Raw genomic sequence first — 24,189 nt, 5'->3', positions numbered from 1 at the left:
CCAATGTCGTCGGCGTCATGGGCCTTGTCGAGAACATGCCCGACGGCAATGCCCAGCGTCCCGGTGACGTCGTCACCTCGATGTCGGGCCAGACGATCGAGGTCATCAACACCGACGCCGAAGGCCGTCTGGTCTTGTGCGACGCGCTGACCTGGGTCCAGAAGACGCATGCGCCCTCGACCATCGTCGATCTCGCCACGCTGACCGGCGCGATGATCATCAGCCTGGGCAACGAGCATGGCGGCGTGTTCGCCAATGACGATTCGCTCGCCGAGGCGCTGCTTGCGGCGGGCAAGGCGACCGACGAGAAGCTGTGGCGCTTCCCGCTGTCCGATGCCTATGACAAGCTGATCGACAGCCAGATCGCCGACATGAAGAATGTCGGTCCGCGCGGCGGCGGCTCGATCACGGCGGCGCAGTTCCTGAAGCGCTACATCAACGACGGGGTCGCCTGGGCGCATCTCGACATCGCCGGCATGGTTTGGTCGGACAAGCCCGGCGTCAATCACGACAAGGGCGCGACCGGTTACGGCGTGCGCCTGCTCGACCGGTTCGTCGCGGACCGGTTCGAGGTCTGAGCGACCGAGGAGCGGCGCCGATGCAGGTCGACTTCTATCATCTGACCATGGCGCCGCTCGACCGGTTGCTGCCCGTCATCGCCGATCGCGTGATGGCCGGCGGCGGCCGCCTGCTGATCGTCAGCGGCGATGCCGACCAGCGCGCCGCGCTCGACCGGCAACTCTGGATGGTGCCGGCCGATGGCTTTCTGCCCCACGCGCAGGCGGGGGAGGGGGACGATGGTCTTCAGCCGATCCTGATCGCGGCCGAGGTGCAGCCGACCAACGGCGCGCGGCATGTCGCGCTGGCGGACGGGCAATGGCGCGACGAGGCGCTGGGCTTCGAGCGTACCTTCCACTTCTTCGATGGCGACCGCATCGCCGAGGCGCGTGCGGCGTGGCGTGCGCTGGCCGACCGCGAGGGGGTGGAGCGGCGCTACTGGAAGCAGAATGACCAAGGCCGCTGGGAGCAGGCGGCCTGACAGTCCTCCCCGGCACGGGGAGGGGGACCAGCGAAGCTGGTGGAGGGGGTGTGCCGCAAGCGGCACCCTGTGTGGAAGCCCCCCTCCGTCAGCGCTGTCGCGCTGCCACCTCCCGTGTCGAGGAGGATCGATCGCCATAAGACATTGCATTGCTTCCCCGCCCCGACTAGGGCGACGCCACTTCCAGCCAACACCTTAATCAGGAGCTGCGTGACCATCATGGCCGCGAACCGTACCTTTTCGATCATCAAGCCCGACGCCACCCGCCGCAACCTGACCGGTGCCGTCACCAAGATGCTGGAGGAAGCCGGCCTGCGCGTCGTCGCCTCGAAGCGCATCCAGATGACCCGCGAGCAGGCCGAAGGCTTCTACGCGGTCCACAAGGAGCGCCCCTTCTTCAACGATCTGGTCGAGTTCATGATCTCGGGTCCGGTCGTCGTGCAGGTGCTGGAAGGCGAGAACGCCATGCAGCGCAACCGTGACATCATGGGCGCGACCAACCCGGCGAACGCCGAGCCGGGCACGATCCGCAAGGAACTGGCCGAGTCGATCGAAGCCAACACCGTCCATGGTTCGGACTCGGACGAGAATGCCGAGATCGAGATCGCGTACTTCTTCAAGCCCGAAGAAATCGTCGGCTGATGACGTGGCGGCTGCGGCGGGCCTGCCCGGGCGATGCGCCCGCGTTGTCGCTCGTCGCGGCCGCCAGCTTTCTTGAGACGTTCGCCGGGATCATCGCCGGTCCCGACATGGTGCGCCACTGCACCTCGAACAGTTGTCCCGCCAAGTTCGACGCCTGGGTCGTCGATCCCGCGAGTGTCGTGACCCTGGCCGAGCATCCCGACGGCGCGGCGCCGGTCGGCTACACGCTCCTCACACCCCCCGATCTGCCCATCGCGACCGATGCGCACGATATCGAACTTCGCCGCATCTATGCCCTGTCGCTGACCCGTGGCTCCGGCCTTGGCCACCAGCTGATGGCTCGGGCGGTCGACGACGCGCGCGCGATGGGGCGACGACGCATGGTGCTCGGAGTGTTGGGCATCAATGCGCAGGCCCGGGCGTTTTACGAGCGCGAGGGTTTCACGCTTGCCGGCACGCGGCAATTCCGGGTGGGCGAAGCCCTGTTCGATGACGTCGTCTACGCGAAGACGCTATAGGCCGGCGCGTTTCTCTCACCTCACCAATGAGGGCGCCGTCTCAAGTCCGCCGCGCCGCCCAGGCGGCGTTCAGTTTCGCCACCGTTCCGTTCCGGTCACGCAGGCGCAAGCCCTCCAGCCGCAACGTCCGGCCGCGCAAAAGCCGGCCATGCGTGCTCCAGATTACGTCATATAGCCCCGTCACCGTCCGCGCGGTGTCGCCGTCCCAGTAACGGGTGGTGATGAGCGCCGGCAAGCGGCCCTCGCGCGTATCCGCCTGACCGTCCGTCAGCGCCAGGATCGGGCCGGCGATCGGCTCCGCCTCGATCACCGGATCACCCATCGGCACCTGACGCCCGACCCCGGATTTGGCCGGGAAGGCGATCGTCACCTCCTGCAGGTCGTGGTTCGGGTCGCGCAGCGCGAGGCGGCGGCCATCGCCTTCGACCGTCGCGGTCAGGTCGAGCCGCCCGCGCTCGTGACGCTGGGCGCTGGCGGCGGCCCTCTTATCGGCGGCGTCGCTGCGCCGTTGCGACCAGTTGAAGTAGAGAGTCAGCGAGGCGACGATCAGGCCCGCGATCGCGACGAATTCGGCCAGCGTCAGCAGCCGGCGGCGCGACTTGGCGCGCTCGGCGGCCTCGTCGTCCGCCCGTCCGCTCATCGTCCGCCGGCCTCCAGCAATCCGGTGGGCGCGACCAGTTCCCAGCTGCGCGCGATCCGGTCTTCGATCAGCGTCCAGTCGCTGTCGATCGAGGGCGCAAGCTCATGCCACACGGGCGCCTGACCCGCGTCGGCGGCGCACAGATGCAGGGCGGCGGCGTCTTGGCCGACGCGGACGAACGGCGCGCCTTCGACCAGGAATCGGGTTTCGCCGTCGGCGGTATCCTCGCTCGTACCGGGCAGCAGCAGGGCGATGTCGCGGATGCGGGAGAGAATATCGGTCATCGACGTACGAACTCCGTCAGGACTTGGGGGTAAAGCCGGTGTTCCTCAACGAGCACGCGCGCCGCGAGTGCCGTGGCATCGTCACCCGGCAGGATCGGGACTTCGGCCTGCCCCAGCACCTTGCCGTCATCCAGCGCCTCGGTGACGATATGCACCGAGCAGCCCGCCTTCGCGTCACCCGCCGCGATCGCGCGGGCATGGGTGTCCAGCCCCTTGTAGAGAGGAAGCAGGGAGGGGTGGATGTTGAGGATACGCCCCCGCCACCGCGCGACGAAATCACCCGACAGCAATCGCATATAGCCGGCGAGCGCGATCACCTCTACACCCGCATCACGCAGCGCCTCGTCGATCGCGGCCTCATAGGCCGGCTTGCCGATCCCCTTCGGGGACAGGGCGAAGGTCGTGATCCCCTGTTCCGCCGCCCAGGCCAGCCCGGCCGCCTCGGGCTTGTCCGAGGCGACGAGGACGACCTCATAGCCGGCATCGGCGGCACGCGCCGCCGCGACCAGCGATTGCATGTTGGAGCCCCGGCCGGAAATCAGGATGCCGACCTTCGCCCGGCCGTCAGGCCGCATGGGTCGCGGTCCAGTCCGCCTTGGCACTCCAGGTACCGGCCGATCCCTTGACGGTGCAGCCGCGCTCGCCCGCCTCGATCCGGCCGATGGTCACGACCGTCTCGCCGGCCTCGGTCAGCGTGGCGGCGACCGCTTCGGCCCGATCAGCGGCCACGACTACTGCCATGCCGATGCCGCAGTTGAAGGTGCGCGCCATTTCCTCGGGCTCGATCCCGCCCTGCGCCTGTAGGAACGCCATCAGACGTGGCTGTTCCCAGCCATCGGCATCGACCACCGCATGCGCGCCCTTGGGCAGGACGCGCGGGATGTTTTCGAGGAGACCCCCGCCGGTAATGTGCGCCAGGCCCTTGATGGTCCCCGCCTTGATCGACGGCAGCAGTGCGCGAACATAGATCCGAGTCGGCGCCATCAGCGCCTCGATCAGCAACCGCTCCTGGTCGAACAGCGCCGGGCGATCGAGCTTCCAGCCCTTGTCGGCCGCCAGGCGGCGGACGAGCGAGAAACCGTTGGAATGGACGCCCGACGACGCCAGGCCCAGGATCACGTCGCCATCGCCGATGTCGGCGCCGGTCAGCACCTGATCGCGCTCGACGGCACCCACGCAGAAGCCGGCGAGATCGTAATCGCCCGCCGCGTACATGCCCGGCATCTCGGCGGTCTCGCCGCCGATCAGGGCGCATCCGGCGATGCGGCAGCCTTCGGCGATCGAGGCGATCACGCGTTCGGGCACATCGCCCTCCAGCTTGGCGGTGGCGTAATAGTCGAGGAAGAACAGCGGCTCGGCGCCCTGCACGATCAGATCGTTGGCGCACATCGCCACCAGGTCGATGCCGACGCCGTCATGGCGGTCATGTTCGATCGCCAGCTTCAGCTTGGTGCCGACACCGTCATTCGCCGCGACTAGCAACGGATCGGTGAAACCCGCCGCCTTTAGGTCGAAGAAACCGCCGAACCCGCCTAGATCGGCATCGGCACCCGGCCGGCGCGTCGCCTTGGCGAGCGGGCCGATCGCACGGACCAGCGCATTGCCGGCGGCAATCGAAACGCCGGCATCGGCATAGGTATAGGCGGTGCCGGTTGGGGCGGGCGACGAGGGGGCGGAGGGGCTGCTGTTGTCGGTCATGTTTGCCCGTTAGCTATATCGCGCTTGGATTTCCACGCCTGCTTCGCCAAAAGGCCGCGATGCGTTTGCGATTGCCCCATCGGATATTCGGTCTTGCCGCCCTGGCCGGGGTCGGCATCGGGGCCAGTGCCGTCATGGCCCAGATAGAGGGACAGGATCGCGGCGTCGTCCCGGTCGACAGCGGCAACGCCTATGAGGTCTCCGGGATCGCGGTCGATGTCTCGGGCAAGACGGCTGAGGACGCGCGGCTGGGTGGTTGGCGGATCGCACAGCGAAAGGGCTGGGCGATGCTCGCGCAGCGGCTGGGTCGGTCCGGCACCGGCGCGTCGGACGGCATGCTCGATTCGCTGGTCTCCGGGATCGTGGTCGAGAATGAGCAGATCGGCCCCAACCGCTATGTCGCGCGGCTGGGCGTCCTGTTCGACCGCGCCCGTGCCGCGTCGATCCTGGGCGTGTCGGCCTATGCCGATCGCTCGCCGCCGATGCTGGTCATGCCGTTGCAGGTGTCGGGTGGCGTGTCGCAGATGTTCGAGACGCGTACCCCCTGGCAACAGGCCTGGGCACGCTTCCGCACCGGCAACAGCACGATCGATTATGTCCGCCCCTCGGGCACGGGCGCCGATCCGCTGCTGCTCAATGCCGGGCAGATCCAGCGGCGCTCTCGCGGATGGTGGCGTTCGATCCTCGACCAATATGGCGCTTCGGATGTCCTGATCCCGGTCGCCCATCTCTACCGGCAATGGCCGGGCGGGCCCGTGATCGGCGTGTTCGAGGCGCGGCATGGTCCCGACAACGCGTTCATCGGTTCGGTGACGCTGCGTGTCGGCAGTACCGAGGGGCTGGCCCGGTTGCTCGACACCGGCGTGGCCCGTCTCGACTCGCTCTATCAGCGCGCGTTGGCGGACGGGCAGTTGCAGGGCGATCCGACGCTGTCACCCCCGCCCAAGCCGCAGCCCGTCATTACCGATGAGGCCAGTGGCGGTGAGGAACCGATTCAGGGGCTGGACGCCGCCATCGCCTCGACGGGCGCGGGCATCGCCGTGACGCTGCAATATGACGCGCCGAGCGCGAGCGCGGTTGCCAATGTCGAAAGCCTGGTGCGTGGCATCCCGGGTGTGGTCCGCGCCGGCACGACCAGCCTGGCGCTGGGCGGCGTGTCGTTGATGAGCGTCACCTATGACGGCGACCCGGAAAAGCTTCGCCGCGCGCTGGAGCAGCGCGGCTTCCTGGTGTCGGGTTCCGGCACCACCTTGCGCATCAGGCGGGCGACGACGCCATCGCCTGCGCCCTCTACGGATAATGTGACGACCGGATGAACCAGATGGCGCTTCCGCTGCAATGGCCAGCGGACCCCCGATCGGACGCCTTCCTGCTGACCGATTCCAACCGGCTGGCGGCGCGGATGCTGGACCAGTGGGAAAACTGGCCGACCATGGCCGCGATCCTGACGGGGCCGCGCAAGTCGGGCCGGTCGCTGCTCGCGCGCATCTTCGCTGCCCGCAGCGGCGGCACGATCATCGACGATGCCGAGCGCGTGCCCGAGGTGCAGATCTTCCACGCCTGGAACACCGCGCAGGCCGAGCGGCGACCGCTGTTGATCGTCGCGGATGCGGCACCGCCGCGCTGGGCGGTGAAGCTGCCCGATCTGCGCTCGCGTCTGGCCAATAGCAGCCTGGGCGAGATCGGCCCGCCCGACGACGAATTGGTCGCCGCGCTGTTCGAGCATCTGTTCGAGCGGCGTGGCCTGGATGCGCGGCCCGATCTGATCGAATGGCTGACGCTGCGTGTCGAGCGTAGTCACCTGTCTGTCATCCGCGCGGTCGATATGCTCGATCAGGGGGCGATGGAACGGCGCGCGCGTTTGTCCATTGCTCTTGCACGATCCACCCTGATCACGGCTGGCCTCCTCGCCGAGCCTTGAACACAGTCCGAGCGAGAAATATGACCCGTCCCGCCCATATCGCGAAAATGTCCGAGCCGGACGACGATCATTTCACGCCGAACCGCAGCGACCGCTATTTCAACCGCGAACTCTCCTGGCTGGCGTTCAATCGCCGGGTGCTGGAAGAGGCGTGCAATTCGGCGCACCCGCTGCTCGAACGGCTGCGTTTCCTGTCGATCTCGGGGTCTAACCTCGACGAGTTCTTCATGGTGCGCGTCGCCGGCCTGAAGGGGCAACAAGCGCAGGATGTCGAGCAACGCTCGGTCGATGGCCTGACGCCTGGGCAGCAGCTGAACGGCATCATCGCCGAGGCTGACCGGCTGATGGCCAGCCAGCAGGAGGTGTGGGGCGACCTGCGCAACCTGCTCGACGAGGCGGGCATCTTCGTCCTGCGCCGCGACGCGATCGATGCGGAGGCCGGCACTTGGCTGGAAAGCCATGTTCGGGACCAGATATTTCCGATTCTGACGCCCCAGGCGCTGGACCCGGCGCATCCCTTTCCGTTCATTCCCAACAAGGGTCTGTCGATGATCTTCGACCTGACCCGCGTGTCGGATCAGGAGCCGATCCGCGAGCTGGTGATGATCCCCGCCACCATGCCGCGTTTCGTACGGTTGCCGGGGGAGGGCGCGCGTTATGTCTCGATCGAGACGATCCTGCGCCGCTTTTCGGGGTTGCTCTTCCCCGGCTATATCGTCAACGGCGCGGCGACCTTCCGCGTGCTCCGCGACAGCGACATCGAGATCGAGGAAGAGGCCGAAGACCTCGTCCGCTATTTCGCCAACGCCATCAAGCGGCGGCGGCGGGGACGCGTGATCCGGCTGGAGCTGGAAACGGGCATGCCCGACGAGCTGGCGGATGTGCTGCGCGACGAGCTGGGCGGCAGCGACGCGATCATCACGGAGAGCGGCAATCTGCTCGGCATCGGCGACCTCGACATGCTGGTCGACACGGATCGGCCAGACCTGAAGTTTCCGCCCTATTCCCCGCGCTTTCCCGAACGAATCCGGGAGTTTGCGGGCGATTGTTTCGCCGCGATCAAGGCCAAGGACATCGTCGTCCACCATCCGTACGAGACGTTCGAGGTGGTGATCGCCTTCCTGAAACAGGCCGCCGTCGACCCCGACGTCGTCGCGATCAAGCAGACGCTGTACCGCGCCGGCAAGCAGTCGGCGATCATCAACGCGCTGATCGCCGCCGCCGAAGCGGGCAAATCGGTGACCGCCATCGTCGAGTTGAAGGCGCGCTTCGACGAGGAGCAGAACCTATATTGGGCCTCGGCGCTGGAGCGTGCCGGGGTACAGGTCGTCTATGGCTTCATCGACTGGAAGACCCACGCCAAGGTCTCGATGGTCGTTCGTCGCGAGGGCAGCGATTTTCGCACCTACTGCCATTTCGGCACAGGCAATTATCACCCCATCACCGCGCGCATCTACACAGACCTCAGCTTCTTCACCGCCGATCCGCTGCTCGGGCGCGATGCGGCGCAGATGTTCAACTATATCACCGGCTATGTCGAACCGGTGGCGATGAACCATGTCAGCCTGTCGCCACGCGACCTGCGCCACAATCTGATGGCGCTGATCGATGCCGAGATCGCGCACGCCCGCGCCGGGCGGACGGGCAGCTTATGGGCGAAGGTCAATTCGCTGGTCGATCCGCAAGTGATCGAGAAGCTTTATGAAGCCAGCGGTGCGGGCGTCGAAATCGACCTCATCGTGCGCGGCATCTGCTGTCTGCGGCCCGGCGTTCCGGGCATGTCGGAGAATATCCGCGTCAAGTCGGTCGTCGGCCGTTTCCTCGAACACAGCCGCATCTGGGCATTCGGCAACGGCAAGGCGCTGCCGCATGATTCCGCCAAGGTCTTCATCTCCTCGGCCGACTGGATGCCGCGCAACTTCGACCGGCGCGTTGAATATATGCTGCCCATCCTCAACCCGACCGTCCACGACCAGATCCTCGATCAGGTGATGGTCGCCAACCTGCTCGACAACGAACAAAGCTGGGAGCTGGAGCCGGACGGCAGCTATGTCCGCGATCAGCCCGGCGACCGTCCCTTCAACCTGCATCGGTATTTCATGACCAATCCCTCGCTTTCGGGGCGCGGCGCCGCGCTCGACACCAGCAAGGCGGTGCCGACCCTGTCGCTCCGGCGGCAGAAGTGACGGGCGAGGGCTGAACCATGGCGGGAACGCGCGCGCCGCGAACGGCGATCATCGATATCGGCTCCAACTCCGTCCGCCTCGTCGTCTATCAGGGACTGCCGCGTTTGCCGGCGACCCTCTTCAACGAGAAGGTCATGGCGGGCCTGGGGCGCGGGTTGGCGGCGACCGGTGCGATCGATCCGGTCGCGCTGGGCAAGGCGCAGGTGGCGCTCGCCCGGTTCGCCAGCCTGGCGCGTGAAATGGGGGTGACGACGCTGCGGACGGTCGCGACGGCGGCGGTGCGGGACGCGGCCAATGGCGGCGAGCTGATCGCCTGTGCCGAGTCGCTGGGCCTCGAGGTCGAACTGCTCTCGGGTGAGCAGGAAGCCAAGGGGGCGGGCGAAGGCGTGCTGTCGGCCATTCCCGATGCGGACGGCATCGTCGGCGATCTGGGCGGCGGCAGCCTGGAACTGGTGCGCGTCCGTGACGGCGGGGTAGAGGACCGGGTGTCCTTTCCGCTCGGCGTCCTGCGCATCCCGGCGCTGCGCGAACGCGGCGGCAAGACTTTCGAGCGGAACATCGCCCGCCTGATCGAGGAAGCCGGTTGGGAGGGGCGCGGTCGGGGATTGCCCTTCTATATGGTCGGTGGATCGTGGCGGGCGCTGGCACGGCTCGATATGGCGCTGGCCAATTATCCGCTGCCCATCATCCATCATTACGAACTGACGCCGACCGACATCCTGCGTTTGTCGCGTACCATCCCGCACCTCAGCAAGCAGCGGCTGCGCGAGGTGAAGGGCCTGTCGTCCAGCCGCGCCGCGACGCTTGGCGATGCCACGGCGCTGCTCGGTGTCCTGCTCAAGCATCTGGGTAGCAGCACGACCGTCGTCTCGGCCTATGGCCTGCGCGAAGGGTTGCTCTATGGCGGACTGGACGCCAGGACGCGGGCGCTCGATCCGCTGATCGTCGCGGCGCGCGAGGAGGGGCGGTTGCTCGGCCGCTTCCCGGAACATGGCGATCTGCTCGAAAGCTGGACCGCGCCGCTATTCAGCGGTGAAGCGGCGGCTGACGCGCGGCTGCGACACGCGGCCTGTCTACTGGCCGATGTCGGTTGGCGCGCGAACCCCGAGTTTCGATCGGAGCGCGGGGTCGAGATCGCGCTGCACGGCAATTGGGTGGGTATCGACGCGGTCGGCCGCGCGATGCTTGCGCAGGCGCTGCACACCAGCCTTGGGGGTGGATTAGACGTACCCGCGCCGCTGGCCGAGCTGGCGAGCCCGGCGCAGTTGAAGCTCGCGACCAGCTGGGGCCTGGCGGTCCGGTTGGGGCAGCGACTGAGCGGAGGGCTGGCCGGACCGCTTGAGCGGAGCGGACTGGTGCTAGACGAGTCGACGCTTGGCTTGGCGATGCGCGAAGAGGATCGCGGCTTTTACGGCGAAGCGGTGGAGCGCCGCCATTCGGCATTGGCGGCCGCCCTGGGGCGGGCGCCGGTTCGACTCAGCCGCACCTGACCTTCGTGACCCGGCCGGCGGCATCGGTCTCTATGTTCAGCCGGTCGGTGCGATAATCCATCGTCACCGCATCGCCGGGCGCGATCACGCGGATGGTGCGGGCACCGGTCCGCTTCAGCGTCGGCGCGCGCATAGCCTCGGTCCATGGTTTGCCGAGCAGATCGGCGACCCGCGTCTCGCCGCAATCGAGCAGACCGGGCGCATCTTCGGGCTTGGGGGTGGTAGTGCAGGCCATGACCGGCAGCAAAGCGGCAACGGTCAGCAATCGCATCATGCCGCTTCGTCCTCGGTCCGCACCATCTTGAGCTTGCCGTTCTTGACCACGAACCCGGTGCGGCCCTCGACCAGATCCAGCGCATCGCGGCCGAATTGTTCGAAGCGCCAGCCGTCGAGCACCGCAAGGCCGCTGCGGACGCCCGCCGCCAGCATCTCCAGATCGTCCGACCGCGCGAGCAGACGCGGCGCGACGTCGATGTCGCGCGCGCGGATCTTGAGCAGCAGCTTGAGCAGGTCGGCGACCAGCGCACCTTCGCGGCCCAGCCCCGGCTTGCGGTCGTCACGCGCGGGCAGTTCGTCGGCGTCGAGCGGGGTCGCGGTTTCCAGGGCGTCCATCAGGCGGCCGCCGATATCGTTGCTCGCCCAGGTCGCCGACAGGCCGCGCACCTTTGCCAGGTCGGCCTGCTTGCGCGGCGGATGCCCGGCCAGATCGGCCAGCGTCTCGTCCTTGACGATACGGCCGCGCGGCAAGTCCTTGGCCTGCGCCTCCAGCTCGCGCCAGCGGGCCAGCGCCTTCATTCGGCTGAGCATATCGGGCTTGCGCCCCGACACGCGCACGCGCTTCCACGCGGAGTCCGGGTCGTTGGCATAATGTTCGGGATCGGCCAGCCGCTCCATCTCCTGATCGAGCCACGCGCCGCGCCCCGTCTTGCGCAGCCGCTCCAGCATCCGGGGGAAGATCGCGGACAAATGGGTCACGTCGCCGATCGCATAATCCACCTGTCGCTGGTCGAGCGGCCGCCGCGACCAGTCGGTGAAGCGCGCACCCTTATCGACCTGGATACCCAGCCAGCTGTCGACCAGGTTGGAATAGCCGATCTGCTCGCCTTGACCCAGCGCCATCGCCGCGATCTGCGTGTCGAACAGCGGGTGCGGGGTCTTGCCGGTCAGGTTGTAGATGATCTCGATATCCTGGCCACCGGCATGGAAGACCTTCAACACCTCGTCATTGTTGACGAGCAGGTCGAGCAGCGGCGTCATGTCCAGGCCGGGGGCCTTGGGATCGATCGCGGCGGCTTCCTGCGTATCGGCGATCTGGATCAGGCACAGCTCGGGCCAATAGGTGCTTTCGCGCATGAACTCGGTATCGACCGTGATGAAGTCGGCCTGGGACAGGCGGGCGCAAAGATTGGCGAGCGTGGCGCTGTCGGTAATCAACGGATGGACGTGCATCATCCGCACATAGCGCCGTGCTCGCGCCTTGACAAAGAAGAAGACGAACCCGTTACGATCGGATGCGCTTTCCCCGATCCTAGGCCCGGGTCGGGTACATTGGCATTGACAAAACCGGGGTGGGCGGGGAAGCGGCGACACTTTCATCAGACGTTCGGAAGAATGCCCCCATGCACGCCTATCGTACTCACACCTGCGCCGCGCTGACCGCCGAAGCGGTCGGCCAGACGGTCCGCCTCTCGGGCTGGGTCCATCGCAAGCGCGATCATGGCGGCGTGCTGTTCGTCGATCTGCGCGATCACTATGGCATCACCCAGATCGTCGCCGACAGCGACACGCCCGCGCTCGCCATATTGGAGGCTGCGCGCGTCGAGTCCGTCGTGACCATCGATGGCGTGGTGAAGGCCCGCTCGGCAGGCACCGTCAACGCCAACCTGGCGACCGGCGAGATCGAGGTGTTCGCGCGCGGTGCGACCGTGCTGTCGGCGGCCGAGGAACTGCCCATGCCGGTGGCGGGGGAGCAGGAATATCCCGAGGACATTCGCCTGCGCTACCGCTTCCTCGACCTGCGCCGCGAGACGTTGCACGCCAATATCGTACGTCGGACCCAGGTGATTTCCGACATGCGCCGTCGCATGGAGGCTGGCGGCTTCACCGAATATTCGACTCCCATCCTGACCGCATCGTCGCCCGAGGGCGCGCGCGACTTCCTGGTGCCGAGCCGCATCCATCCGGGTAAGTTTTACGCGCTGCCCCAGGCGCCGCAGCAGTATAAGCAGTTGCTGATGGTCGCGGGCTTCGACCGCTATTTCCAGATCGCGCCCTGCTTCCGCGACGAGGACCCGCGCGCCGACCGTCTGCCGGGCGAATTCTACCAGCTCGACCTGGAAATGAGCTTCGTCACCCAGGAAGAGGTGTGGGAGACGATGGAGCCGGTGATCGGCGGCATCTTCGAGAAGTTCGCCGATGGCCGCACCGTCACGCCGGTGGGTGAGTTCCCGCGCATTCCGTACTCGGAGTCGATGCTGAAATACGGCAACGACAAACCCGACCTCCGCAACCCGTTGATCATCACCGATGTCTCGGAGCATTTCACGACTTCGGGCTTCGGCCTGTTCGAGAAGATCGTCGGTTCGGGCGGCGTGGTCCGCGCGATCCCGGCGCCCAAGACCGCCGAGAAGAGCCGCAAGTTCTTCGACGAGATGAACGAATGGGCGCGCGCCGAGGGTCATGCGGGCCTGGGCTATGTCACCCGCAAGGGCGGCGAGTTCGGCGGTCCGATCGCCAAGAACCATGGCACCGAGGGTATGGAGGCGATCTACGCCGCGCTCGGCCTGGGCCCCGATGACGGTCTGTTCTTCGCGGCGGGCAAGGTCGAGGCGGCGGCCAAGCTGGCCGGCCTGGCGCGCACCCGCGTCGCCGAGCAGCTCGGTCTGATCGAGGAGGGCGCGTTCCGCCTGTGCTGGATCGTCGACTTCCCCTTCTACGAATGGGACGAAGACGAGAAGAAGGTCGAGTTCGCACACAACCCCTTCTCGATGCCGCAGGGTGGCATGGAGGCGCTGACCTCCGCCGATCCGCTGTCGCTCAAGGCGTACCAGTATGACCTGGTCTGCAACGGCTTCGAGATCGCATCGGGCTCGATCCGCAACCAGTCGCCCGAGCTGATGGTCGCGGCGTTCGAGAAGGTCGGCCTGTCCAAGGTGGATGTCGAGGAGCGCTTCGGTGGCCTCTATCGCGCGTTCCAGTACGGCGCGCCGCCGCATGGTGGCATGGCGGCCGGTGTCGACCGCATCGTCATGCTGATCTGCGGTGCGCAGAACCTGCGCGAAATCTCGCTGTTCCCGATGAACCAGCGCGCCGAGGACCTGCTGATGGGCGCGCCCAGCCTGCCCAGCAACAAGCAGATGCGCGAACTGTCGCTGCGCTCGACCGCAGAAGCGAAGAAGGATGTTGATCAGGTCGTCGCCACTTCGGCGGGCTGATCTTTCAAAGCGCGCAATGAAAAGGGCGGGCGCCGGATGCGGCGTCCGCCCTTTTTTACGTCTCGAGTCCGGGTCTAGGACTCGGACCGAGTTCCTTACGCTGCGGCCAGGGCAGGAGCGGCGGGCTTGAACTCGCCATTCTCGTCCATCAGGTGCAGCACGCCATCGGCGATCGCGAAATAAGCCCCACGCAGCGTCAGCTTGCCGGCATCCTCACGCTTGGTGACGAAGGGGAAGGTGCGCAGGTTTGCGATCGAGGTGCGGACCGATTCCAGCTCCATCTCGCGCATCGCATCGGCATCGGCGCCGTCGCCATGCTTGGCGATGACCTTGTCACGCGCGTCGTCGAGCAGGCTGACCCAGTTGGCGACGAAGCCGCCTTCGCCCTGCGGCGCATGGGCGAAGCCCTGCGTCAGCGCCGCCTTGCAGCCGCCGCAGGCGCCGTGGCCCATGATGACGACATCGGTAACTTCCAGCTGCGTGACCGCGAATTCCAGCGCGGCCGACACGCCGTGATGGCCGCCACCGGTCTCGAACGGCGGAACGAGGTTGGCGACGTTGCGGACAACGAAGATTTCACCAGGCAGCGTGTCGAAAATCTGCGCCGGATCGACGCGGCTGTCCGAGCAGGCGATGACCATCACCTTGGGGCTCTGGCCTTCCTTCAACTCGGCCCAGCGGTCGCGCTGGCGACGCCAATCGGAGGTCCGAAAGCGCTGATAGCCATCCACGAGGTCGTTAAAGTCGGTCATTGCTTTCTCTTATCCACAGTAGGGAGTTGGCATTGTAGCGAGGGAACCGGACAGGGCCATGTCGGTTCCATATCAAAGTATGTCCGCCCCGGGCGGATGGGCGCGAATGGGACATTCGGCAGGCATTGTGTCGGACCCGGTGCATCGCTATTTCGCAATCCATGAACGAGTTGACACCGTTGGTCGCGCCGGTGCGCGCGCGCAAGCCCGATTGGATCCGCGTCAAGGCTCCGACCAGCGCCGGATTTGCCGCGACGCGCGAGCTGATGCGCGCCAAGAGCCTGACGACCGTGTGCGAAGAGGCGGCGTGCCCCAATATCGGTGAATGCTGGTCCAAGAAGCATGCGACCGTCATGATCCTGGGCGACACCTGCACCCGCGCCTGTGCCTTCTGCAACGTGAAGACCGGCATGCCGCGCAAGGTCGATGCGATGGAGCCGCAGAATGTCGCCGATGCGGCCGCACAGATGGGGCTCAACCATATCGTCGTCACCTCGGTCGATCGCGACGACCTGCCCGATGGCGGCGCGTCGCAGTTCGTGAAGGTGATCCAGGCGCTGCGCCGGGCGACGCCGAACACGACCATCGAAATCCTGACGCCCGACTTTCGCAACAAGGCGCAGGCCGCGATCGAGTCGATCGTCGAGGCGCGTCCCGACGTCTATAACCACAATCTCGAGACGGTGCCCCGTCTGTATCCGACGATCCGGCCCGGCGCGCGCTATTATGCTTCGCTGCGCCTGCTGGAGAGCGTGAAGCGGCACGATCCCTCGATTTTCACCAAGTCCGGCATCATGCTGGGTCTGGGCGAGGAGCGGCTGGAGGTCCATCAGGTGATGGACGACATGCGTTCGGCCGACATCGATTTCCTGACCATGGGCCAGTATCTTCAGCCGACCCCGCGTCACGCCAAGGTCGCCGAGTTCGTGACGCCCAAGGCGTTCGATGCCTATGCCGCGATCGCGCGGGCCAAGGGCTTCCTGCTGGTCGCGAGTTCGCCGCTGACTCGGTCGAGCTATCATGCCGGCGACGATTTCGAGCGGTTGCGCACCGCGCGCGAGGCGAAGCTGGCGAACGCGCGCTGATGCCCAAGCATAGCGAGACACGGCATCTGCCCTATACGCCGGAGCAGATGTTCGACCTGGTCGCCGACGTCGCGCGCTACCCCGAATTCCTGCCCTGGGTATTGGGGATGCGCGTGCGCTCCAACTCGGATACCGAGACGGTCGCCGACATGATCGTCGGCTTCAAGGGCCTGCGCGAGACCTTCACCAGCCGGGTCGCCAAGACCCGGCCGGAGGCGATCGACGTCGACTATCTCGACGGGCCGCTCAAATATCTGCGCAACACCTGGCGCTTCCGGCCAGAGGGGCAGGGGTGCGCGGTCGACTTCACCGTCGATTTCGCCTTCAAGAACCGCGTGTTCGAGATGCTGGCGGGGCAGGTGTTCGGCACCGCGCTCCGCCGCATGATCGGCGCGTTCGAAGACCGCGCCGCAAAGCTTTACGGCAGCAGCAGCTCCAGCGCCAACAGCGCCGCCTGAAGCCGGATACCGCCACGACCGATATCGCCGAACTCATGACGTTTGGCCTTGATGTCCTCGGGGTCGCCTTCGCGTAGCGCCTGGGCGAAGACGACGGTTCCGACCGGCTTCTTCACCGTGCCTCCGCCCGGTCCTGCGACCCCGGTGATCGCCACCGCAATGTCCGCCTCGCTCGCCAGCAGCGCGCCGCGCGCCATGGCCCAGGCGGTCGCGACCGACACCGCGCCGAACGTCTCGATCACGTCCGGGCTGACCTTCAGCAGACTGATCTTGGCTTGATTGGAATAGGTGACGAAACCCGCCTCGACTACGTCCGACGCGCCGGGGATTTCGGTCAGCGCGGCGGACACCAGGCCGCCGGTGCAGCTTTCGGCCAGCGCCACCCGGCGGCCGATCGCGCGGTTTGCGGTGATGACACGGTCGGCCATCGCGACCAGTTCGGGGGGAAGAAGCACGTCCATCAGCGGTTCCCGTTGGGGCAAAGCGGCAGGTCGGGCACCGCGACCTGCCGGCCGCGCGCCTTCTCGCTCTTGAGATATTGAAGCGCGGTGACGATCACCGACGCCATGTTGCGTGGGGGCAGGGGGGCGAGCTGCGTCGCCAGCCGGTCGATCACGCCGCAATCCTCCAGTCCGATACGCCCGACGATGAACGGCACCAGCAAGGAGGTTAGCAGCGGCCGGGCGAAATCCGATTGCAGTAGCGCGTCGACCGTCGGGTCGGACAGCTTCACGATCGCGGCCCGCGCCGCCGGCCAGGCCTGTTCGGCGGCCGTTTCATATTTCGCGATCAGCGTGCCGTTGCCCCGGATCAGGCTGTTCGCGGGCAGGCGCGCGGCGCACACCCGACCGGTTTCGCGCAGGATGTCGGGCATGGCCACCAGCGTCATCGCCTCGGCCTCGGGCGCGGTGATGCAGGCGCGCTGTTGCGCCGCCGCCATCTCCGGCGCGACAAGGCCGACCAGCGCGAGCGCCAGGCCGAGCGTGCGCATCACGCCTGCGGCCCAGCAGGCAGGCGGACGGTGGCGACCGCCTGGGTGGCGATCCCTTCGCCCCGCCCGGTGAAGCCCAGCCGCTCGGTCGTCGTCGCCTTCAGGCTGACCCGACTCCGGTCGATCTGGATAAGATCGGCGATCCGTTCGACCATGGCGGCGCGGTGCGGGCCGATCTTGGGCGCTTCGCAGATGATGGTCAGGTCGACGAAATCGATGCGCCCGCCCCTGTCGGCGATCAGCTTGGCGGCATGTTGCAGGAACTGGCCCGACTCGGCGCCCTTCCACTGGGGATCGCTGGGCGGGAAATGCGTACCGATATCGCCCGCCGCGATCGTGCCCAGCAGCGCGTCGGTCAGCGCATGGAGCGCGACATCGGCATCGCTATGCCCCGACAGGCCCTGATGATGCGGGATCAGCACGCCGCCTAACCACAGCTCCTCGCCATCCTCCAATCGGTGGACGTCGAAGCCCATCGCGGTCCGGGTTTCCCAGGTCAGCCGCGTATCGGCGCCGGCCATGTCGTCAGGATAAGTGATCTTTTCGAGCATGGCATCGCCCTGCACCAAAGCGACGCGCCCGCCAAGCCGTCGCACCATTTGCGCATCGTCGGTCGCCTCCGCCCCGGCAGGCCAGGCGGCATGGGCGGCAACCACCGATTGCAGATGAAAGCCCTGTGGCGTCTGGACGCGGGCCACGCCGTCGCGTGGCACGATCTCGCCCAACACCCCGCCCTCGTCCTTGGCCAGCGTATCGGCGACCGGCAGCACCGGCATGGCACCGTCGGCCGAGGCCAGCCCCGCCAGCACCCGGTCGATAACCTCGGCCGACAGGAAAGGACGTGCGGCGTCATGGATCAGGACCTTCGTGACGCCAGCGATTGCCAGATGACGCAGGCCGCGCGCGACCGACTCGCGCCGGCTGGCTCCTCCGACTTCGATCCAGGCATTCGGCAGCAGATCGCGGGCAAGGTCCCGCTGATCCTCGGCGACGACGATCAGGATCGTATCGATGCCCGGATGCGAGGCGAATGCGGCATGGCTCCATGCCAGCATGGGCCGCCCGCCGAGATCGCGAAACTGTTTGGGGATGCCTCCGCCCATCCGGCTGCCGCCGCCGGCCGCGACGATCAGCGCGGCATTCTTACCATCCTCGTTCATGCCCCCCGCCTAGCGAGTTTGGGTCGGACCGCCAACCTTGCCAGGTCGGGGCGATTCGGCTATGGCGCTGCTTATTTTTCAGGCAGTTCTATGCGTAACCTCGCTCCTATCCAGGTCGGTCCGGTGACGATCGACAGCCCCGTCGTTCTGGCGCCGATGACCGGCGTCACCGACATGCCGTTCCGTACCCTCGTCCGGCGCTATGGCTCGGGCCTGAACGTCACCGAGATGATCGCCAGCCAGGCCGCCATCCGCGAGACTCGCCAGTCGATCCAGAAGGCCACCTGGCATCCGCTGGAGGAGCCGGTGTCGATGCAGCTGGTCGGCTGCACACCCTATGAGATGGGCGAGGCCGCCAAGCTGAACGCGGACCGCGGCGCCGCGATCATCGATATCAACATGGGCTGCCCGGTGCGCAAGGTCGTCAATGGCGATGCGGGCTCGGCGCTGATGCGCGACCTGAAGCTGGCCTCCGCCATCATCGAGGCGACCGTGAAGGCCGTGGACGTGCCCGTCACGCTGAAGATGCGGATGGGCTGGTGCCACGATAGCCTCAACGCCCCCGAATTGTCGCGTATCGCCGAGGCCATCGGGGTCAAGATGATTACCGTTCATGGCCGCACCCGCAACCAGATGTACAAGGGCTCGGCCGACTGGGCGTTCATCCGCAACGTCAAGGACGCCGTCAGCATCCCCGTCATCGCCAATGGCGACATCTGCTCCCTCGACGATGCCGACGCGGCACTCGACCAGTCGGGCGCGGACGGGGTGATGATCGGGCGCGGCGCCTATGGCCGGCCCTGGCTGCTGGGACAGGTGATGCACTGGTTCGCGACCGGAGAGCGGCGCGAGGACCCGGCACTCGACGAGCAATATCGTACGGTCGCAGAGCATTACGACGCGATGCTCGACCATTATGGCATGGAGACGGGCGTCAACATGGCCCGCAAGCATATCGGCTGGTACACGCGCGGGCTGCACGGCTCGGCGGAATTCCGCAACAAGGTGAACCAGGAGCCTAGCGCGGATCGCGTCAAGGCGATGCTGTACGACTTCTATATGCCGCAGATCGAGCTTGCCGCTGCCGCCTGAACCGGCCCGTCACGGCCGACCTGGCTTCGCGGCGCTTTTTGCCGCGTTGCCGGTAGCCGTGATCGTCGTCGACCCGGACGATCGCATCGTTCATGCCAACGCACTGGCGGAGCAACTGTTGAACCTGTCCGAGCGGCTGATGGTCGGTCAGCCGCTGATCGCCATCCTGCCGCCGCCCGAGGCGCCACGCAGTCGCGATGGGCATGGTTTCGCCGTATACGACACGGTCATCGCCACTCGCCACGGCCCCAAGATCCGGGCCGATTTCGTCGAGGCCCAAGTCCCCGATCACCCGGGCTGGCGCGCGATCACGCTGCACAGCGCCGGGCCATCGCGGCGACTGGCCCATGCCTCCGAACGCGGCGCGGGCGCGCGGGCGGCGGTGGGCGCGGCCGCGATGCTGGCGCATGAGATCAAGAACCCGCTTTCCGGGATTCGTGGTGCCGCGCAACTGCTCAACGGCGGCGAGTTGACGACGTTGATCACGACCGAGGTCGATCGCATCGCGGCCCTGATCGACCGTATGCAGGATTTCAGCGATACGCGACCGCTGCCCCTGGGGGCGGAGAATATCTATCCGCTGCTCGGCCATGCGCGCGGTGTGGCGTTGGCCGGCTTCGCGCGCGGGATCGTGATCGAAGAGCGTTTCGATCCATCGCTTCCGCTGGCGCGGATCAACCGCGACGCCCTGCTGCAGATCGTCATCAACCTTCTGAAGAATGCACGCGAGGCGGTACGCGCCCAACGCAATCCCCGTATCGTCCTGACTACCGCCTATCGACACGGCATGTCGGTCAACATCGGCGCGGGGCAGGAACGATTGCCGCTGCCGATCGAGATCTGCGTCATCGATAACGGCCCGGGCGCTCCACCCGATATCGTCGATCACCTGTTCGATCCGTTCGTGTCGGGCCGTCGCGAAGGGCAGGGGCTGGGTCTGGCGCTGGTCGACAAGCTGGCGCGCGATATGAACGGCCTCATCCAATATGCCAGGGAAGGTTCGCCCGAAATGACCGTTCTGCGTCTCCTGCTGCCCCGAGCGCAGGCATGAGCCACGTTCTGGTCGTCGATGACGACGCCGCCATCCGCACCGTCGTCGGGCAGGCGCTGCGCCGCGCGGGGCATGAGGTGACGGCGGTCGAGACGCTGGCGCGGCTCGACCGGCTGCTCGTCGGGGGAGCGCCCGACGTGCTGGTGACCGACGTGATCCTGCCGGATGGCGACGGGATCGACCATATCCGTGGCATAGCCCGGCGCTTTCCGGCGCTGCCCATCATCATCCTGTCGGCGCAGAACACGCTGACGACGGCGGTCCGCGCGGCCGAGGTCGGCGCCTATGAATATCTGCCCAAGCCCTTCGATCTCGATGCGCTGACCAATGCGGTGGCGGGGGCGCTTGCGCGGGGCGGGGTGATGGTCGAGGAAGGGTTGGGCGACGATGACCGCGCCTTGCCGCTGATCGGCCGGTCGCAGGCCATGCAGGGCGTCTACCGCGTGATCGCGCGGGTTGTATCGACCGATCTGACCGTGCTCGTCTCTGGCGAGTCGGGCACCGGCAAGGAGTTGGTCGCCCGTGCGATCCATGATCTGGGCCCGCGCCGCGCCGCGCCTTTCGTGGCGATCAACATGGCCGCCATCCCCCGCGAGCTGATCGAGGCCGAGCTGTTCGGCCATGAGCGTGGGGCCTTTACGGGCGCTGCGCAGCGCAATGCCGGGCGTTTCGAACAGGCGGCGGGGGGCACCCTGTTCCTCGACGAGATTGGCGACATGCCGATGGAGGCGCAGACCCGCCTGCTGCGCGTGCTGCAATCGGGCGAGTTCACCACCGTGGGCGGCGCACGGACGATCCGTACCGATGTCCGCATCGTCGCGGCGACCAACCGCGACCTGACCCAGCAGGTCGCATCGGGGCAGTTCCGTGAGGATCTGTTCTATCGGTTGAACGTGGTGCCCATCGCCTTGCCCGCGCTTCGCGAGCGGCGGCAGGATATACCTCTGCTCGCGCGGCATTTCCTGGAGAACGCGGCGGCACAGGGCTTGCCCCGGCGCAAGATCGGCAGTCATGCGCTCGACGTCCTGATCGCGCATGACTGGCCCGGCAATGTGCGGGAACTGGAAAATCTCATGCGCCGGCTGGCGGTGCTGGCCCGCGACGAAGTGATCGATGCGGAAGCGGTGCGCGTCATGCTGGGTGAGGCGGGGCAGGCCCAGCCCTCGTCTGCGCCGGGCGGAACCGGTGATCTGGCGGCGGCCGTGCGCGGCTTTCTGGCGAAGCTGGCGATCGAGCGGCCTTCCGCGCTCGACGACGGAACGCTCTATGACCGCGTCATCGGCGAGGTAGAACGGCCGTTGATCGAGGTGATGCTTGCACGGCACGGCGGCAACCAGTTGCGGACCGCGCGGGCGATGGGGATTAACCGCAACACGCTGCGCAAGCGGCTCGACACCCTACATATCGGTGTCTCCGGCGACGATGACGAGCCGGGAGCGAGCGCGTAATTTTTACGAAATGTGGCTTGCGGGACACGCTCGACGTTGTACGATTGCAACGATGTTGGCGTTCGTGAAGCCTGTCGATCCTGACGAATCGCCGCGTTCCCGCCTGGCGGTGACGCCGGCCATCGAGATCGCGGTGATCGTCGGCGCGGTCGCCATCGCCATCGGCACCTATGTCTATGTCACCAGCCGCCACGAAGCCCAGGGGCTGATCGCTCCACCGGTGATGGCGGGGTTGCTGGCGCTCAATCTCGTCCCCGGCGTCTTCCTGCTCATGTTGCTCGGCCGGCGGGTGGCGAAGCGTCGCGCGGCCCAGTCCGCTGTCGGCGGTGGCGGGCGCCTGCATGTGCGACTGGTCGCGCTGTTTTCGCTGACCGCCAGCGTGCCCATCCTGCTGACCGTGGTGACGGCATCGGTGCTGTTCCAGGATTCCGCCGAGTTCTGGATTTCGGATCGTGCACGCAAGGCCTTTGGCGATGCCATGACCATCGCGCGCCAATCGCAACAGCAAATCATCGATCGCTGGGTGAAGACGGCCAACGCCATGGCGGGCGATCTGGGAAGCAGCCTGCCCGCTTTGCGCGAGCGCCGGGAAGCCTTCCATGCCTATTTCGGGCAGCAGGTGCTGGTTCGGGATCTGGAGGAGGCCGTCCTCTTTTCCTATGACCCCAAGCAAGGCTTCAAATTCTACGATTATATCCTGCCGCCCCCCGATTCGACGTTTCGCGAATTGGTGAGCCCCGACATGATCCAACAGGCGATGAAGACCGATCGCCCGGAGGTCGGCATCAACGAGCAGCGCGTCTGGGTCGTTCGCCCGCTGCCCGATGGAAACGGCATCATGCTGTATATCGGGACGAGCGTGAACGCCAAGTTCCTGAGCGGGCAACATTTCGCGGCGGAGGATGTGGTCAAGGATTACCGGGCGTTGCAGGGCCGCGCGCGCTCGCTCCAGTTGAAGTTCAATCTCGTCCTGTTCGCGATCGCCATGCTGATCGTCGGGATCGCGGTGTGGATTGCGCTCGCCCTGGCCGATCGTCTGGTACGGCCGGTCGGTGAACTGGTGGACGCCGCACGGCGCATTTCCGGCGGCGACCTGACCGCACGCGTTCCCGATCCCCGGACCCGCGACGAGGTCGGCACGCTGGCCCATGCCTTCAACCAGATGACGGGGCAGCTAGAGCAACAGAATACCGAGCTGGTCACCGCCAATTCGCAACTCAACAACCGCCGTGCGCTGATCGAGGCGGTGATGGCCGGCGTGTCGGCGGGCGTTGTCGCGGTCGGCCGGGATCGACAGGTGCGCATGGCCAACAATTCCGCCAATCTGCTGCTGGGGGCGGATGAGGATGGGCTGGTCGGTCACAAGCTGGGTGAGGTGGCACCCGAGCTGGATGAATTGCTGGACCATGGACGTCGCGAGGCGACCGTGCAGGTTGCGTTGCAGGGCGACATGCGCACGCTGGCGGTGCGGATCGCGCAGACCGCCGATGGCCCCATCCTGACCTTCGACGACATTACGCAGCAACTGCTCGACCAACGCCGGGCGGCATGGTCCGACGTGGCGCGCCGGATCGCGCATGAGATCAAGAATCCGCTGACCCCGATCCAGCTGGCGGCAGAGCGACTGCAACGTCGCTATGGCAAGGTCATCGATCCGCAGGACGAGACCTTCGGACGGCTGACCGAGACGATCGTGCGCCAGGTCGGCGACCTGCGGCGGATGGTCGACGAATTCTCGTCCTTCGCGCGCATGCCCAAGCCGGTGTTCCGCGAGGAGGCGATCGCCGACATCTGCGCACAGGCCCTTTTCCTGCATGAAGTCGCCCACCCCGACATCCGTTTCGCGCTGGAGCAGGACGAACCGGCGCCGACGCTGGTCTGCGACCGCCGCCAGATGAGCCAGGCGCTGACCAACATCGTCAAGAACGCAGTGGAAGCCATTGAAGCAAGGCCCGAAGGCGCCAGGGGTGGCGAGGTCGAGATGATCCTGGGCCAGCAGGCGAGCATGGTGACGATCACGGTCGTCGATAACGGTATCGGCCTGCCCCCCGAACGCGATCGCATCATCGAGCCCTATATGACGACGCGCGCGCGGGGCACGGGCCTGGGCCTCGCCATCGTCAACAAGATCATCGAGGAACATGCCGGCACGATCGGCTTTTCCGACAATCCGACTGGCGGCACGATCGTGTCGATGATGTTCGATGCCGGTGCCCTCGCGGCGCTCGACCAAGGGGGCGCCGAACCCGAACTGGCTGGGGAGGGCCAGCTCACCGCTTTGACTCGTACCCGGACATAAA

Annotated in this window: 24 protein-coding genes and 1 pseudogene; 15 read left to right on the top strand and 10 right to left on the bottom strand. The window is 66.7% G+C overall.

Going from position 1 to position 24,189, the window contains the following annotated elements; translation table 11 throughout:
* The 4 genes and pseudogenes from ACQKJZ_RS02235 to ACQKJZ_RS02220 form a co-directional block, all read left to right on the top strand.
* Nucleotides 1-578: pseudogene (locus ACQKJZ_RS02235) on the top strand (leucyl aminopeptidase); the annotation flags it as partial.
* Nucleotides 579-598: 20 nt separating this feature from the next.
* The gene (locus tag ACQKJZ_RS02230) at nt 599-1,039 is read left to right on the top strand and encodes a DNA polymerase III subunit chi (RefSeq protein WP_427729833.1); all 441 of its coding nucleotides are present in this window, start codon (nt 599-601) and stop codon (nt 1,037-1,039) included.
* Nucleotides 1,040-1,258: 219 nt separating this feature from the next.
* Entirely contained in the window at nt 1,259-1,681 is a 423-nt protein-coding gene (ndk, locus tag ACQKJZ_RS02225; protein WP_007403624.1) for a nucleoside-diphosphate kinase, read from the top strand.
* Nucleotides 1,681-2,199, top strand: coding sequence for an N-acetyltransferase family protein (locus tag ACQKJZ_RS02220; protein ID WP_427729832.1), 519 nt, complete (start codon nt 1,681-1,683; stop codon nt 2,197-2,199). Before ndk ends, ACQKJZ_RS02220 begins: the two co-directional genes overlap by 1 nt.
* A 40-nt stretch (nt 2,200-2,239) precedes the next feature.
* Here the strand turns inward: ACQKJZ_RS02220 and ACQKJZ_RS02215 are convergent, their stop codons facing one another.
* The 4 genes from ACQKJZ_RS02215 to purM are packed head-to-tail and all read right to left on the bottom strand — an operon-like array spanning nt 2,240 to nt 4,821.
* Nucleotides 2,240-2,839 (bottom strand): hypothetical protein, encoded by a 600-nt coding sequence (locus ACQKJZ_RS02215; RefSeq protein ID WP_427729831.1) that lies wholly within the window; start codon nt 2,837-2,839, stop codon nt 2,240-2,242.
* A complete protein-coding gene (locus ACQKJZ_RS02210; RefSeq protein WP_427729830.1) occupies nt 2,836-3,123 on the bottom strand; it encodes an MmcQ/YjbR family DNA-binding protein in 288 nt (95 codons plus the stop codon). The genes ACQKJZ_RS02215 and ACQKJZ_RS02210 overlap by 4 nt, the downstream gene beginning before the upstream one ends.
* Nucleotides 3,120-3,698 (bottom strand): phosphoribosylglycinamide formyltransferase, encoded by a 579-nt coding sequence (purN, locus tag ACQKJZ_RS02205; protein ID WP_427729829.1) that lies wholly within the window; start codon nt 3,696-3,698, stop codon nt 3,120-3,122. Before purN ends, ACQKJZ_RS02210 begins: the two co-directional genes overlap by 4 nt.
* Nucleotides 3,688-4,821 (bottom strand): phosphoribosylformylglycinamidine cyclo-ligase, encoded by a 1,134-nt coding sequence (gene purM, locus ACQKJZ_RS02200; protein ID WP_427729828.1) that lies wholly within the window; start codon nt 4,819-4,821, stop codon nt 3,688-3,690. Before purM ends, purN begins: the two co-directional genes overlap by 11 nt.
* Nucleotides 4,822-4,880: 59 nt before the next feature.
* Here purM and ACQKJZ_RS02195 point away from each other — a divergent pair, with 59 nt between their 5' ends.
* From ACQKJZ_RS02195 to ACQKJZ_RS02180, 4 genes are read left to right on the top strand one after another with little or no spacing between them, the layout of a single operon-like run.
* Nucleotides 4,881-6,137 (top strand): heavy-metal-associated domain-containing protein, encoded by a 1,257-nt coding sequence (locus ACQKJZ_RS02195; RefSeq protein ID WP_427729827.1) that lies wholly within the window; start codon nt 4,881-4,883, stop codon nt 6,135-6,137.
* Nucleotides 6,134-6,742, top strand: coding sequence for a chromosomal replication initiator DnaA (locus tag ACQKJZ_RS02190; RefSeq protein WP_183950830.1), 609 nt, complete (start codon nt 6,134-6,136; stop codon nt 6,740-6,742). Before ACQKJZ_RS02195 ends, ACQKJZ_RS02190 begins: the two co-directional genes overlap by 4 nt.
* Before the next feature lie 20 nt (nt 6,743-6,762).
* Entirely contained in the window at nt 6,763-8,928 is a 2,166-nt protein-coding gene (locus tag ACQKJZ_RS02185) for an RNA degradosome polyphosphate kinase (protein WP_427729826.1), read from the top strand.
* Nucleotides 8,929-8,945: 17 nt separating this feature from the next.
* Nucleotides 8,946-10,418 (top strand): Ppx/GppA family phosphatase, encoded by a 1,473-nt coding sequence (locus ACQKJZ_RS02180; protein WP_427729825.1) that lies wholly within the window; start codon nt 8,946-8,948, stop codon nt 10,416-10,418.
* Here ACQKJZ_RS02180 and ACQKJZ_RS02175 read toward each other — a convergent pair.
* On the bottom strand, nt 10,405-10,692 hold the full coding sequence (locus tag ACQKJZ_RS02175; protein WP_427729824.1) for an I78 family peptidase inhibitor: 288 nt from the start codon (nt 10,690-10,692) through the stop codon (nt 10,405-10,407). The genes ACQKJZ_RS02180 and ACQKJZ_RS02175 overlap by 14 nt on opposite strands.
* Nucleotides 10,689-11,867: a ribonuclease D gene (gene rnd / locus ACQKJZ_RS02170; RefSeq protein ID WP_427729836.1), complete on the bottom strand. Its 1,179-nt coding sequence runs from the start codon at nt 11,865-11,867 to the stop codon at nt 10,689-10,691. Before rnd ends, ACQKJZ_RS02175 begins: the two co-directional genes overlap by 4 nt.
* A 170-nt stretch (nt 11,868-12,037) precedes the next feature.
* Between rnd and aspS the strand changes: the two genes are divergently transcribed.
* On the top strand, nt 12,038-13,852 hold the full coding sequence (aspS, locus tag ACQKJZ_RS02165; protein ID WP_427729823.1) for an aspartate--tRNA ligase: 1,815 nt from the start codon (nt 12,038-12,040) through the stop codon (nt 13,850-13,852).
* Between the two features lie 95 nt (nt 13,853-13,947).
* Here aspS and ACQKJZ_RS02160 read toward each other — a convergent pair whose 3' ends face one another.
* A complete protein-coding gene (locus tag ACQKJZ_RS02160; RefSeq protein ID WP_427729822.1) occupies nt 13,948-14,604 on the bottom strand; it encodes a carbonic anhydrase in 657 nt (218 codons plus the stop codon).
* 161 nt (nt 14,605-14,765) lie between these two features.
* Here ACQKJZ_RS02160 and lipA point away from each other — a divergent pair, with 161 nt between their 5' ends.
* Together lipA and ACQKJZ_RS02150 are read left to right on the top strand one after the other, a co-directional pair.
* Complete coding sequence (lipA, locus tag ACQKJZ_RS02155) at nt 14,766-15,689, top strand: lipoyl synthase (RefSeq protein WP_427729821.1); 924 nt, start codon at nt 14,766-14,768, stop codon at nt 15,687-15,689.
* Nucleotides 15,689-16,147 carry a type II toxin-antitoxin system RatA family toxin gene (locus ACQKJZ_RS02150; RefSeq protein WP_312489192.1) on the top strand — a complete coding sequence of 153 codons (459 nt, stop codon included), beginning with the start codon at nt 15,689-15,691 and terminating at the stop codon, nt 16,145-16,147. Before lipA ends, ACQKJZ_RS02150 begins: the two co-directional genes overlap by 1 nt.
* On the opposite strand, the gene ACQKJZ_RS02145 is transcribed toward ACQKJZ_RS02150, so the two are convergent.
* The 3 genes from ACQKJZ_RS02145 to ACQKJZ_RS02135 are packed head-to-tail and all read right to left on the bottom strand — an operon-like array spanning nt 16,108 to nt 18,298.
* A complete protein-coding gene (locus ACQKJZ_RS02145; protein WP_427729820.1) occupies nt 16,108-16,608 on the bottom strand; it encodes a CinA family protein in 501 nt (166 codons plus the stop codon). The two genes, ACQKJZ_RS02150 and ACQKJZ_RS02145, sit on opposite strands and share 40 nt — an antisense overlap.
* Nucleotides 16,608-17,138, bottom strand: a complete 531-nt coding sequence (locus ACQKJZ_RS02140; protein WP_427729835.1) for a hypothetical protein — start codon at nt 17,136-17,138, stop codon at nt 16,608-16,610. The genes ACQKJZ_RS02145 and ACQKJZ_RS02140 overlap by 1 nt, the downstream gene beginning before the upstream one ends.
* A complete protein-coding gene (locus ACQKJZ_RS02135; RefSeq protein ID WP_427729819.1) occupies nt 17,138-18,298 on the bottom strand; it encodes a bifunctional 2-C-methyl-D-erythritol 4-phosphate cytidylyltransferase/2-C-methyl-D-erythritol 2,4-cyclodiphosphate synthase in 1,161 nt (386 codons plus the stop codon). The genes ACQKJZ_RS02140 and ACQKJZ_RS02135 overlap by 1 nt, the downstream gene beginning before the upstream one ends.
* A gap of 90 nt (nt 18,299-18,388) precedes the next feature.
* Between ACQKJZ_RS02135 and dusB the strand changes: the two genes are divergently transcribed.
* From dusB to ACQKJZ_RS02115, 4 genes are read left to right on the top strand one after another with little or no spacing between them, the layout of a single operon-like run.
* Complete coding sequence (gene dusB / locus ACQKJZ_RS02130; RefSeq protein WP_427729818.1) at nt 18,389-19,390, top strand: tRNA dihydrouridine synthase DusB; 1,002 nt, start codon at nt 18,389-18,391, stop codon at nt 19,388-19,390.
* Nucleotides 19,374-20,441 (top strand): two-component system sensor histidine kinase NtrB, encoded by a 1,068-nt coding sequence (locus ACQKJZ_RS02125; protein ID WP_427729817.1) that lies wholly within the window; start codon nt 19,374-19,376, stop codon nt 20,439-20,441. The genes dusB and ACQKJZ_RS02125 overlap by 17 nt, the downstream gene beginning before the upstream one ends.
* Nucleotides 20,438-21,889, top strand: a complete 1,452-nt coding sequence (gene ntrC, locus ACQKJZ_RS02120; RefSeq protein ID WP_427729816.1) for a nitrogen regulation protein NR(I) — start codon at nt 20,438-20,440, stop codon at nt 21,887-21,889. The genes ACQKJZ_RS02125 and ntrC overlap by 4 nt, the downstream gene beginning before the upstream one ends.
* A gap of 52 nt (nt 21,890-21,941) precedes the next feature.
* A complete protein-coding gene (locus ACQKJZ_RS02115) occupies nt 21,942-24,188 on the top strand; it encodes an ATP-binding protein (protein WP_427729815.1) in 2,247 nt (748 codons plus the stop codon).
* Nucleotide 24,189 lies beyond the last annotated feature (1 nt).

It is taken from the genome of Sphingomonas sp. NPDC019816 (assembly GCF_050274375.1).
Lineage (GTDB): Bacteria > Pseudomonadota > Alphaproteobacteria > Sphingomonadales > Sphingomonadaceae > Sphingomonas.
This window is presented reverse-complemented; position numbering and strand designations above follow the sequence as displayed.

Coding starts and splice junctions, on each gene's coding strand:
- ACQKJZ_RS02230 (WP_427729833.1), top strand. CDS start 599: ATGCAGGTCGACTTCTATCATCTGACCATGGCGCCGCTCGACCGGTTG.
- ndk (WP_007403624.1), top strand. CDS start 1,259: ATGGCCGCGAACCGTACCTTTTCGATCATCAAGCCCGACGCCACCCGC.
- ACQKJZ_RS02220 (WP_427729832.1), top strand. CDS start 1,681: ATGACGTGGCGGCTGCGGCGGGCCTGCCCGGGCGATGCGCCCGCGTTG.
- ACQKJZ_RS02215 (WP_427729831.1), bottom strand. CDS start 2,839: ATGAGCGGACGGGCGGACGACGAGGCCGCCGAGCGCGCCAAGTCGCGC.
- ACQKJZ_RS02210 (WP_427729830.1), bottom strand. CDS start 3,123: ATGACCGATATTCTCTCCCGCATCCGCGACATCGCCCTGCTGCTGCCC.
- purN (WP_427729829.1), bottom strand. CDS start 3,698: ATGCGGCCTGACGGCCGGGCGAAGGTCGGCATCCTGATTTCCGGCCGG.
- purM (WP_427729828.1), bottom strand. CDS start 4,821: ATGACCGACAACAGCAGCCCCTCCGCCCCCTCGTCGCCCGCCCCAACC.
- ACQKJZ_RS02195 (WP_427729827.1), top strand. CDS start 4,881: ATGCGTTTGCGATTGCCCCATCGGATATTCGGTCTTGCCGCCCTGGCC.
- ACQKJZ_RS02190 (WP_183950830.1), top strand. CDS start 6,134: ATGAACCAGATGGCGCTTCCGCTGCAATGGCCAGCGGACCCCCGATCG.
- ACQKJZ_RS02185 (WP_427729826.1), top strand. CDS start 6,763: ATGACCCGTCCCGCCCATATCGCGAAAATGTCCGAGCCGGACGACGAT.
- ACQKJZ_RS02180 (WP_427729825.1), top strand. CDS start 8,946: ATGGCGGGAACGCGCGCGCCGCGAACGGCGATCATCGATATCGGCTCC.
- ACQKJZ_RS02175 (WP_427729824.1), bottom strand. CDS start 10,692: ATGATGCGATTGCTGACCGTTGCCGCTTTGCTGCCGGTCATGGCCTGC.
- rnd (WP_427729836.1), bottom strand. CDS start 11,867: ATGCACGTCCATCCGTTGATTACCGACAGCGCCACGCTCGCCAATCTT.
- aspS (WP_427729823.1), top strand. CDS start 12,038: ATGCACGCCTATCGTACTCACACCTGCGCCGCGCTGACCGCCGAAGCG.
- ACQKJZ_RS02160 (WP_427729822.1), bottom strand. CDS start 14,604: ATGACCGACTTTAACGACCTCGTGGATGGCTATCAGCGCTTTCGGACC.
- lipA (WP_427729821.1), top strand. CDS start 14,766: ATGAACGAGTTGACACCGTTGGTCGCGCCGGTGCGCGCGCGCAAGCCC.
- ACQKJZ_RS02150 (WP_312489192.1), top strand. CDS start 15,689: ATGCCCAAGCATAGCGAGACACGGCATCTGCCCTATACGCCGGAGCAG.
- ACQKJZ_RS02145 (WP_427729820.1), bottom strand. CDS start 16,608: ATGGACGTGCTTCTTCCCCCCGAACTGGTCGCGATGGCCGACCGTGTC.
- ACQKJZ_RS02140 (WP_427729835.1), bottom strand. CDS start 17,138: ATGCGCACGCTCGGCCTGGCGCTCGCGCTGGTCGGCCTTGTCGCGCCG.
- ACQKJZ_RS02135 (WP_427729819.1), bottom strand. CDS start 18,298: ATGAACGAGGATGGTAAGAATGCCGCGCTGATCGTCGCGGCCGGCGGC.
- dusB (WP_427729818.1), top strand. CDS start 18,389: ATGCGTAACCTCGCTCCTATCCAGGTCGGTCCGGTGACGATCGACAGC.
- ntrC (WP_427729816.1), top strand. CDS start 20,438: ATGAGCCACGTTCTGGTCGTCGATGACGACGCCGCCATCCGCACCGTC.
- ACQKJZ_RS02115 (WP_427729815.1), top strand. CDS start 21,942: ATGTTGGCGTTCGTGAAGCCTGTCGATCCTGACGAATCGCCGCGTTCC.